We start from the raw sequence: 10,567 nt of genomic DNA, 5'->3' as shown, positions 1-10,567 counted from the left end.
TTTGAGCACATTAGTGCTCAAGATTTAACGACGACGTTACTCCAAATTAACCAGCGACCGCTTAAAATACTCGACTGGCAAACACCGTATCAGGTTATGCTGACAAATTTGTCCAAAAATTCGGATTAAATTTGCAATCTACCTTAGTAGAAAACGATAGCTTTAAATAAATATTTTCTTATCAATATAATTATTATTTGAACTATAAAAACGGCTGAAAGCTACAAGCTGTAAACTGCATCGCGATTAAAAGGTCATTTAATAAATAAAAACATCACAAACTTGGCGAATTTCAATAAAAAAATATTAATAGGGTTAAAACTTATTAAAAATATTTTTTGTCAATACCGTTAATTTCAGCTATTTACATTTAATTAATTTATATAATATAATGCCTGTGTAGCAGAGCAGGATTACTAGTTCGCATATTGTAGGTCCTCAAAATAGATAGAAGGAGTAATGCTTATTATGAATAATCAATTATTAATGCTCATTAAATATCGTAATATTTTGGATCAATTATTTGTCACAGTTTTGCAAAATGTTGACTTATCACTCAAACAATATTTGTTGATGGAAAAAATGGATCGTGAAAAAGAAGAAACGCCCGGCAACCTTGCTGCTTGTATGGGCGTTTCTCGACCATCTATTTCCCGCCAATGCCAATTGTTGGGTGAAAAAGGATTAATTGAACGGGCTAATGTGGGGAGTTTTATTGGTGATAGTCGTAAAGTATACTATCGACTTACAACCAAGGGGAAACAGTTATTATTAAAGATTAGACTAAACAGTAATGACATGATTGATAGTTTGGATTCTGGATTTGTTACCACCAATTGGGATGAAATTGATAACCAAATTGCGCTAATGTCCGACGCGGTTAAAAGAACATTCAATATCAATGAGATTCAAATCTTTTAGAGAGACTATCGGAATCTGAACGGGGGAGTTATTTAGTTTAGCGCGTGTTAATGGGCAGGATCGAAGCGATGGATGTCGAGTATGATTATTTTTGAATGTAACCGATTGCGATGAATTGGCATAAACGGTATATTATTAAGGTATCTAAGGGATAGGAGAGAACTAAGCATGACAATTAAATTAATCGCATCCGATATGGATCATACCTTATTAACTGAGAGTGGCCAGTTGCCACCAAACTTTATACCAACCATTCAGCAATTACATGCTAAAGGGGTTCAATTCGCAGCTGCCAGCGGTCGACCAATGTACACGTTAAAGCAAATGTTTCCCGAACTTGCTGACACAATGGTTTACGTCAGCGATAACGGGGGTGCAATTGGTTATCAAGGTGAAACTTTATTCAAAAGTTTATTGCCGTTAGCTGATTACCAACGGATGGTCCAATTCGTTAATCAAACGCCAGATGGGATTGGCGTGATTTGTGGGATGGACGCGGCGTACGTTGAAACACAATATCGAGATTATGACGCGACTTTGCGGCAATTCTATGCCAACATTGAATATGTACCTGATTTAACGCAGGTTAGTGTTGAAGTCAACAAGTTTACGATTTATTTCCCGGGAAAAGATAGTCAAGCACAGTATGAAGCTGTTTTCGCACCCGAATTTGAACCGGCTTATTCAGTAACGGTTGCCGGTGTTGAATGGATCGATATTATGAATCAAGGCATCGACAAAGGCCATGCAATGCGCTTTTTGGCGGATTATTTCAACATCACGCCGGTGCAAATGATGGCCTTCGGGGATACTTATAATGATAAAGAAATGCTGCAAACCGTTGAACATAGTTATTTGATGGGGAATGCTGCCGACGATATGATCCAATATGCGACTTATCGTGCCGACACTAATGAGAACTATGGTGTGTTAAAGGAGATTCAGAAATTACTTTAGTCAACCAATCGTAGATGAATTGGTAATGCTGGGTAGCATCTGTTTCTAATAAAATTTCATGCGCTGTATGAGGTAGAATGCGCACCGTTGCGTTGTTAACGGTGCGCTTTTTGAATTGGTTCGTTAAATGCCGCGCGGCGGCGACCATAACCGCCAGCTGGATCGTCGGCGCCACTCATTACGAGAACTGGGCGGGATTGTAAGGCAAGTTGCCAATCAGCATGCCGAGTTAATTCAGTGAGGGTGAAGAGCATTGCAAAACCGCTATTTGAAAAGACGTAGCCACACAATGGATGCTGTTCGTAGGCCGCCACGTTTGCTTGATTGTAACTTAACCATGAAAAAGGTCGGTGAGCATCAAATCGTTTAGGATAGACCCCAAACGCCAAGTTATTCCAGACAGTACCGGGGCGCTTAGCTGCAATGGCGCCGATTAATTTAACGATTGGTAAGGCGGGTTTAAGAATGAAGGGTACATCGATAACGCCCATGAAGATGGCTCCAGTAATCGGCACTTCAGTTTGCTTAACATATTGTGTCGCTAGCATTGAGCCCATTGAGTGTCCGAGCACAAATAATGGTAGCTCTGGGTATTCCTCGTGGACAATGCGACCGATTAAGGTACAATCGTTGACTAGCGTCTGGAGCCCGTTTGGCCCGAAATAACCGAGCTCATCGTTGGACTGAACGGAGTGGCCTTGCCCAATATGATCGTGTCCGATGACGATAATCCCACGATCTGCTAAGAATTGAGCGAAAGCATCATAACGTTCGATATATTCGGCCATCCCAGTTAGAATTTGGACAACTGCGACCGGTTTTTGGATTGGAAACCAAGTCACGACATTTAAAGTATGGATTCGATCAGTAGATTGAACGGTCAATTTTTGCATTGGTTAGCGCCTCCCGAAAAAGATAACGTACTTTACGATTCATTTTAGCAGAAACAATCTAGAGATACCAAAAGGACGCCAAACAACTTTAACCGTTGTTTGGCGTCCTTTTTAGTCATGCTTAAAGTTGCACATCATCGTTAATTCGTGTTGCGCGTGAGAAGTATTTCGAATAGAAGCGACTGATAATTCCCCAATAGTAAAAGATGAGGGCTAATGCGCTAATTAAGACGAAATCGAGTGGGTAAGGAATCAGGTTAATTCCGTTGAATTCCCGACTGCCCAAGAATGAAATCAGCGAAAGCAATGCGAGATAGATAATTAACCATAAGCTTCCTTTGAATTGGGCCCAAGTATTTTCCCAGTGAATCCGATACTCATAGTAGAAATAAAATGGTAAGCCAAGCATAATGACGCCAACCACCTTAATGGTTGTTGGCCACATTGCCCAGTAAGTTGCCAAACTGGCAAGGACAAAGGATAATGGCGACATGATTTTCATCCAAGGTGACTGAACAGGGCGGTTCATATCAGGGGCCATTTTACGTAATGACATGACGGTGACCGGGCCGGTTAAATAGGCAATCAACGTTGCGGTTGAAATCACGCTGGCTAACGTTCCCCAACTTCTAAAAATTGAAACGAGTAGCATGCTGACGATGGCGTTAATGACCATCGCAATGCGAGGAATATTATATTGTTCGTTCATGCGGCCGACAATCGGTGGCATGTGTTTGTTCTGCTTTAATGCTGCTAATGTCCGTGCACATGAAGCGACAAAGGAAACGCCGGTCCCAAAGGGTGAAACAAACGCATCTAAGTAAAGTAAGACGGCTAACCAATGGATTCCAAGTAAAATGGCTAAGTCGGCAAAGGGTGATTGGAAGTTTAAACCGTGCCAACCGACTTTGGCGAGCAAGGCGGGTGAAACAGAACCGATAAAGGTAATTTGCAAGAGTAGATAAATCACAATACTGATTCCAAGTGAAATTGCAATTCCACGTCCAATATTCCGTTTAGAATCACGGATTTCACTGCCGACATTGATTACTGTTTGAAAGGCATTGTATGAAAAGATAATCCCAGAAATCGAAGTGGCTGCAAAAATTTTGGCGGAACCATAGGGCATAAACGTCGCCATTGAATGCCCGAAGTTGCCAGTATGGAAACCAGTTGAGACTAACATAATAATGGTTAATAATGGCACACCTAATTTAAAGATTGCAATGAAGCTGGTAAAATGGGTCAAGAATTTAACGGACCAGAAATTTAAAAGGGTGAAGACGATGATAAAGGCAAAGACGACGAGCAAGCCACGATTCGAAATTTCAGCGTGGTGCATAAAGTGATTCGTCCAGTTAGCCCACGCCCATGGCCAAGAACTCATATACTGGACAGCAGCGACGGCTTCGATTGGGATAATCGTGACTAATGATACCCAATTGGCCCACGCTGCGATGAAGCCGAGTAATGAACCGTGACTATATTGGGCATAGTGACTCATCCCGCCACTTTCAGGAAACATCGTCCCGAGTTCAACGTAATTAAAGGCAATTGCACCAATCACAATTGCGCCAACAATCCAAGAGATGATGGCTGCTGGGCCTGCCACGGTCGTTGCCTCCCATGCACCAAACAGCCAACCGGAACCGATGATGGAACTTAAACCTAGCATCACTAGGCTAAATAAACTCATTTTGTTCTTCTCTATCATAAAGACCTCCTGTGTATGGTGTGCCATTATAGCACCCATCACCGTTGGTTTCAAATTAAAAATGCGGCTAAAATGAGTCGTGAAGTCTATCAAATTAACAATGGTAACGCCTTCTGAATTAATTATTAACAATTAAAAAAACCGTCACAAAAAGTGACGGTTGAATAGTTAATTTAAGTCAATTGCCCCGTTGAATGGCATCCGTTTGTTTAAAAAGATTTAATTTACGATCGTTCCAGAATGTTTCAGACATATCGCGATAGAAGATCGCAGTCTGACAGCCTGGGCAACGTTTGATACCATATTCAATTGGCGCCTGACATGCAGGGCAATGAAATGCGGTTGATTCAGGAATTGTATTTTGCGAATCGGCCATTAAAAGGACTCCAATCAAGTTGTTATCAATAGTATACCGCATACATACGCTATTTGTTAAGCGTTTAAACCTTTTTTTTTCAAAAAATATGCACAAATCGGAAATAATATGCTATACTATATCAAGTAATGCGAGTGTAGTTTAGTGGTAAAACTCAAGCTTCCCAAGCTTGCGTCGCGGGTCCGATTCCCGTCACTCGCTTAAAGATTCATGCAAAAGAGGTTGCAACAGAAGAAATTTTGTTGCAACCTCTTTTTTTATTCTCTGAAATTTAATCCTCGGCGGATACCCGACTTACATCACACTCTTTTCGTTATCAGACCTAAGGCCGATTGTTTGTTTAAAGGTGCTCTGATAAAGTATATTTATTATCTATCGACTAAAAAATCGTGAGACTTACGAGCAATCTAAGTAGTGGGAGCGTACGACATTGACATTATTAGAGATTAAAGATATTCACAAGTCCTATTATATGAACAAGGCTGAATTTAAAGTCTTAAAAGGCATCAATTTAAGCTTTGACCGTGGCGAATTTGTTTCAATCCTCGGGGAATCAGGCGGCGGTAAATCGACGTTGCTGAACATCATCGGTGGGTTAGATCACCAATACGATGGGGAGCTCATCGTTGATGGGACATCTTTAAAGAATGCATCCGAAAAGAAATTTGATGCTTATCGGAGTCAAACGATTGGCTTTATTTTCCAGAGCTTTAATTTAATTAGTCATTTGACTAACTTGGAAAATGTGATGGTGCCACTTGAAATGACTGATCTATCACATAAGGAACGGGTTGCCAAAGCGACCGCCTTATTGGAACAAGTTGGCTTGAAGGAACATATCCATAAACATCCCAACCAATTGTCAGGTGGACAAAAGCAACGGGTTGCTATTGCCAGAGCCTTGGCTGCTGATCCAGATGTCATCATTGCCGATGAACCAACGGGTGCGTTAGATAGCCAGAATACGGCCGAGATTCTCGAAATCTTACAAAAGATTGCCGAAGATGGCAAACTCGTCATCGCCGTAACCCATTCACAAGCCGTTGCTGACCACGGAACACGGGTTGTCCACATGGTTGATGGGCAGATTGATTATGACAAGCAATTAAAACCAGCTTACCCAGCTCCAACTGGTCCGGTAATTAAGAAGAGTAGTCCATTAAGTTTTATGTCTGCTTTCAAAATGGCAATGCAACACATGCGCTACGATATTAAACGGAATTTGCTCATTATTTTTGGCGCATCCATTGGGATTTTCTCCGTCATTTTAATGCTAGGCTTGGGTCAAGGGGTGACTGGCTATATTAATGATCAGATTTCATCGCAAGTTAATCCAAATACGATTCAGATTGCAAGAAACCTCACGCGCAAACAGATTGAAGCCGGTGAACAAGGTAACTTAGCTGATAAGGATATCAACCGCCTTAATAAGGTCAAAAACGTGACGAAGGTTGAAAAGGGCTACTACATGAATGGTGTCCAAGTGCACTATCAAAAGAAGAGTGAAACAGTCCAAATGTTCCAAACGTTTAATAAAACCGAACGTGTCCAAGATATTAAGACCGGGACTAAACCTGGGGCCAACGAAATTATTTTAACGAAGGCAATGGCTAAGAAGTTAGATAAAAATTACAAGAAGATGGTTGGTCGGACAGTAACCATTTACGTCAATGCCATTAGTAAGGATCAACGTCCAGTTCAAATGCGCCAAGATGTGAAAGTTTCAGGGATCATCAATTCTGGGACTGAAGCCGTCACATATGGCACATTATCCAAGATGTACCAAGCGCAAGGATTAGAGTTTGCACCCAACTTTGCAGCAGTCACGGTTAATAAGACCCAAAATGTTAAAGCCGTTCAAAATAAAATCAAAACCTACACTAGCAAAGTCAACGGTAAGACACAAAAGGATTACCAAATCACAGGGGTTGGTGCGATCCTCGATTCAATTAACACTTACTTGATGTTAGCCTTCTACGTCTTAGCTGGGATTGCCGGGATTTCATTATTGGTTTCAGCAATCATGATCATCGTGGTGCTCTACATCAGTGTGTCAGAACGGACGAAGGAAATCGGGATTCTACGCGCAATCGGCGCCCGAAAGAAAGATATTCGGCACTTATTCGTCTCAGAAGCCTTCTTGATTGGGTTATTATCAAGTGTTCTTGGTGCCGGCATTGCTGGCCTTGGACAATTGCTTGTCAATACGTTGGCCCAACCATTAACGCATATGCCAATTGTGGCAATTACCAGTGGCTACGTCCTATTCGGGATAATCATCAGCATTATCATCAGTCTCTTAGCGGCACTAGCACCTTCTCGTAAGGCAGCTAAGTTAGATCCAATTGAAGCCCTCGCGGCAGAATAATTGCGCTTGAAAAGTGCAGCTAAGTTCTATATACTAGTTATCAAGTTCGAACAGTCAAAAGAATAGCATCAACAGCGATTTATAGCGAGCTCACAGACGGTGTAAGGTGGGTAATCAAGTTGACGCGGCGCGCTTTTGGTTGAACAATTGCATACTATTGAGTGGATCGATTGATCAATCAGAGTGGTACCGCGGGAATTCTCGTCTCTTTCATTTATTTGGAAGGGACTTTTTTTGTTCACAAATATTAGGAGGCTATCAACATGGATTTTAAACAACAAGTCACCACTGCCTTAATGGGCGTTTTAGGGGACAGTTTACCAGCAGATAAAGTAGCACAACTCATTGAAACACCAAAAACATCAGACTTAGGGGACTATGCTTTTCCAACGTTTATCTTAGCGAAAACATTACGGAAAGCACCCCAACAAATCGCCCAAGACTTAGTCGCAGAAATGGATCAAGCCGGCTTTGAAAAAGTGATTGCCAACGGGCCATACATCAACTTCTTCTTGGATAAGGCTACGTTTAGCGACCAAATCCTCAGAACCGTCTTAACGCAAGCCGCTAATTACGGCCAAAGTGACCTCGGTAAAGGGGGCAACGTGCCAATCGACATGTCATCACCCAACATCGCTAAACCCATCTCAATGGGCCATTTACGGTCAACAGTGATTGGGAACTCAATCGCCAAGATTTTGACAAAAGTGGGCTTTAACCCAATTAAAATCAATCACTTGGGTGACTGGGGTACTCAATTCGGTAAATTAATCGTAGCTTATAAAAAATGGGGGAGTGAAGAAGAAGTTAAAGAAGACCCAATCACGAACCTTTTGAAATATTACGTTAAGTTCCATCAAGAAGACGTTGAACATCCAGAATTAGACGATGAAGCACGGGCATGGTTCCGTAAGCTTGAAGCCGGGGATGAAGAAGCAACGAAGTTATGGTCATGGTTTAGAACTGAATCATTAAAGGAATTCCAAAAGATCTATACGATGTTAGGGGTCGAATTCGACTCATTTAATGGTGAAGCCTTCTATAACGACAAGATGGACGGTGTGGTCAACGCACTTGAAGCAAAAGGGCTCTTACAAGAAAGTCGCGGTGCTGAAATCGTCGACTTAACAGCTTACAACTTGAACCCAGCCTTGATTAAAAAATCAGACGGCGCAACACTCTACATGACACGTGATTTAGCCGCTGCGATGTATCGGCATGACACATACGACTTCGTGCAATCATTGTACGTTGTTGGTGGCGAACAACGGGAACATTTCAACCAAATGAAGGCCGTTTTAAAAGAAATGGGCAACGATTGGTCGGACGAAATTCACCATATTCCATTCGGCTTAATTACTCAAGGTGGTAAGAAATTATCAACGCGTAGCGGTCGTGTGATCTTATTGGAAGAAGTTTTAAATGACGCCGTTAACCTAGCACAACAACAAATTGAAGCCAAAAACCCTGATTTACCAAACAAAGAAGAAGTTGCAAAACAAGTCGGCATCGGTGCGGTTATTTTCCATGATTTGAAGAATGATCGTTTAGATAATTTTGACTTTGACTTAGAAGAAGTTGTGCGTTTCGAAGGTGAGACAGGTCCATACGTGCAATACACAAATGCCCGTGCCCAAAGTATCTTGCGCAAGGCCAACCAAGAAGTCGCAATGGACGCTGACTTAGTCGTTTCAGATGCCAACGCTTGGGATGTCTTGAAGATGCTCGGCAACTTCCCAGATGTGATTGTCAAAGCCAGCCAAGAATACGAACCATCAGTGATTGCCAAATACGCATTACGCTTGGCAAAAGCCTTCAACAAGTATTACGCAAACTCAAAAATTTTGGCAGACGACGATCAAAAAAATGCGCGTCTTTCATTAGTGAAGAGTGTCAGCACAGTCCTAGAAGCCTCACTAGACTTATTAGGCGTACAAGCACCAAAAGCAATGTAGAGTGCGTTTAAAGCGGTTTGACTCTGAGCATTTGCCTAATATCGTGAATAAGCGACGCAGTCGATTGTTTGCGATATGTAGCAAAGCACAAGAGTCAGCTTTAAAAAGCATGTTTAAAAACAGAGTACGTTTGAAACGATTTGACCTTGAGGATTAACAAAAAAATAGCGATTATGGCGGGTTTTAGCCATAACCGCTATTTTTAGGTTAACCGGAAAGGTCAGTTTCAAAAAGCACGTTTCAGATCAGAGTGTGCAAGCAGGCGGTTATATTTGAGCATTAACTGGATTTGGCGAATTGACGATGTCATCGTCGATTTGATAAATTTGGTTAAGCGCAGGAATATGCCTGGAGCACATTTAAGCCACCCGATTAAATCAATCTGGTGGCTTTTTTATTTTTCGAAAAATTCTAATTCGATGACAACCCCGCCAACTTCCGTTATAGTAATCTTGAAATAGTGGGGGAGGGTTCACTAATGGTATTAGTCTTAAAACGCCAGATTAAAGGGATTCCGGTTTTGGAAGTGGTCGCTGACGAACAACGTCATCAGCCATTACCACTCGTGATTTACTATCATGGCTGGCGGTCAGCAAAAGAATTGGTTTTAACGCAAGCGCGTAAACTGGCTGAAGCTGGGATACGCGTGGTATTACCGGATGCACTGAATCATGGTGAACGGCTGCAACCTGTTTCAGAGATTCCGTCATGGACTTTTTGGCAAAGTATTCAAACCAACCTTGCCGAATTCAGTTTGATTGTTGATTACTGGCACCAACTTAATTTAATTCAAGCTGACCGCATCGGCGTCGGGGGTGTTTCCATGGGTGGGATGACAACGGCGGCACTCTTAACCAAGCATCCAGAAATTAAAGTGGCGGCTTGTATCATGGGCTCGCCGGCACCGCTAGCCTATGCGCGCTTAGTTCGTGAAAATATCCGTGCGCATCAGTTAGCACAACCTGACGATCTAGGGTTATTGACAAGTTGGTTAACGGCCTACGATTTAACTGAACAGCCGCAGGCAATTGCTCAACGGCCTGTTTTATTCTGGCATGGGACAGCAGATGAACGAATTCCCTATGAACAAGTAGCAGCTTTTGAACAGCAGATTAAAGGTCAAACTTATGCCAAAAACGTGACATTTTTAACAGCAAATGGTGAACGCCATCTGGTGAAGCCAGCGCTGATGAACATAATTACAGATTTTTTTAGTACGCAACTATAAAATAAATCATTTTGGCAAATTACAAGTTTAATCCGAACAAGCCCGGAATCTTTCAATGGCAGTCTGTTGATGATGTATTTTTAATGGTCGTTGATTAATTAGTTCAAGTGCTGCTAGGATCTCATCAGTCGTTACTTGGCTAAAATTGGTCTTTT

General features: G+C 41.9%; 8 protein-coding genes, 1 tRNA gene and 2 pseudogenes. 7 read left to right on the top strand and 4 right to left on the bottom strand.

The window, feature by feature from the left end; translation table 11 throughout:
* From ACF1X7_RS09740 to ACF1X7_RS09730, 3 genes and pseudogenes are all read left to right on the top strand, one after another.
* Positions 1 to 129, top strand: a pseudogene (locus ACF1X7_RS09740) (IS30 family transposase); the annotation flags it as partial.
* Positions 130 to 468: 339 nt separating this feature from the next.
* Positions 469 to 921, top strand: coding sequence for a MarR family winged helix-turn-helix transcriptional regulator (locus tag ACF1X7_RS09735; RefSeq protein WP_411162728.1), 453 nt, complete (start codon positions 469 to 471; stop codon positions 919 to 921).
* A 168-nt stretch (positions 922 to 1,089) separates the two neighbouring features.
* Entirely contained in the window at positions 1,090 to 1,878 is a 789-nt protein-coding gene (locus ACF1X7_RS09730; RefSeq protein ID WP_411162727.1) for an HAD family hydrolase, read from the top strand.
* Between the two features lie 95 nt (positions 1,879 to 1,973).
* On the opposite strand, the gene ACF1X7_RS09725 is transcribed toward ACF1X7_RS09730, so the two are convergent.
* From ACF1X7_RS09725 to ACF1X7_RS09715, 3 genes are all read right to left on the bottom strand, one after another.
* Entirely contained in the window at positions 1,974 to 2,771 is a 798-nt protein-coding gene (locus ACF1X7_RS09725) for an alpha/beta fold hydrolase (protein ID WP_411162726.1), read from the bottom strand.
* A gap of 121 nt (positions 2,772 to 2,892) precedes the next feature.
* Entirely contained in the window at positions 2,893 to 4,485 is a 1,593-nt protein-coding gene (locus ACF1X7_RS09720) for an APC family permease (protein ID WP_039098851.1), read from the bottom strand.
* A gap of 178 nt (positions 4,486 to 4,663) precedes the next feature.
* Positions 4,664 to 4,861, bottom strand: a complete 198-nt coding sequence (locus tag ACF1X7_RS09715) for a hypothetical protein (protein WP_004265738.1) — start codon at positions 4,859 to 4,861, stop codon at positions 4,664 to 4,666.
* Between the two features lie 130 nt (positions 4,862 to 4,991).
* Between ACF1X7_RS09715 and ACF1X7_RS09710 the strand changes: the two genes are divergently transcribed.
* The 4 genes from ACF1X7_RS09710 (at position 4,992) to ACF1X7_RS09695 (ending at position 10,412) form a co-directional block, all read left to right on the top strand.
* A tRNA-Gly gene (locus tag ACF1X7_RS09710) sits at positions 4,992 to 5,062 on the top strand.
* Positions 5,063 to 5,291: 229 nt separating this feature from the next.
* Positions 5,292 to 7,229, top strand: a complete 1,938-nt coding sequence (locus ACF1X7_RS09705; RefSeq protein WP_411162725.1) for an ATP-binding cassette domain-containing protein — start codon at positions 5,292 to 5,294, stop codon at positions 7,227 to 7,229.
* 263 nt (positions 7,230 to 7,492) lie between these two features.
* Positions 7,493 to 9,184 carry an arginine--tRNA ligase gene (gene argS / locus ACF1X7_RS09700; protein ID WP_039098854.1) on the top strand — a complete coding sequence of 564 codons (1,692 nt, stop codon included), beginning with the start codon at positions 7,493 to 7,495 and terminating at the stop codon, positions 9,182 to 9,184.
* Positions 9,185 to 9,662: 478 nt separating this feature from the next.
* Positions 9,663 to 10,412: an alpha/beta fold hydrolase gene (locus ACF1X7_RS09695; protein WP_039098855.1), complete on the top strand. Its 750-nt coding sequence runs from the start codon at positions 9,663 to 9,665 to the stop codon at positions 10,410 to 10,412.
* A 27-nt stretch (positions 10,413 to 10,439) separates the two neighbouring features.
* On the opposite strand, the pseudogene ACF1X7_RS09690 reads toward ACF1X7_RS09695, so the two are convergent.
* Positions 10,440 to 10,567: pseudogene (locus ACF1X7_RS09690) on the bottom strand (IS30 family transposase); the annotation flags it as partial.

The organism is Latilactobacillus sp. VITA-14, assembly GCF_046580785.1.
Taxonomy (GTDB): Bacteria; Bacillota; Bacilli; order Lactobacillales; family Lactobacillaceae; genus Latilactobacillus; species Latilactobacillus curvatus.
Note: the sequence above shows the minus strand (reverse complement) of the source record. Positions and strands in the feature narration are given on the sequence as shown.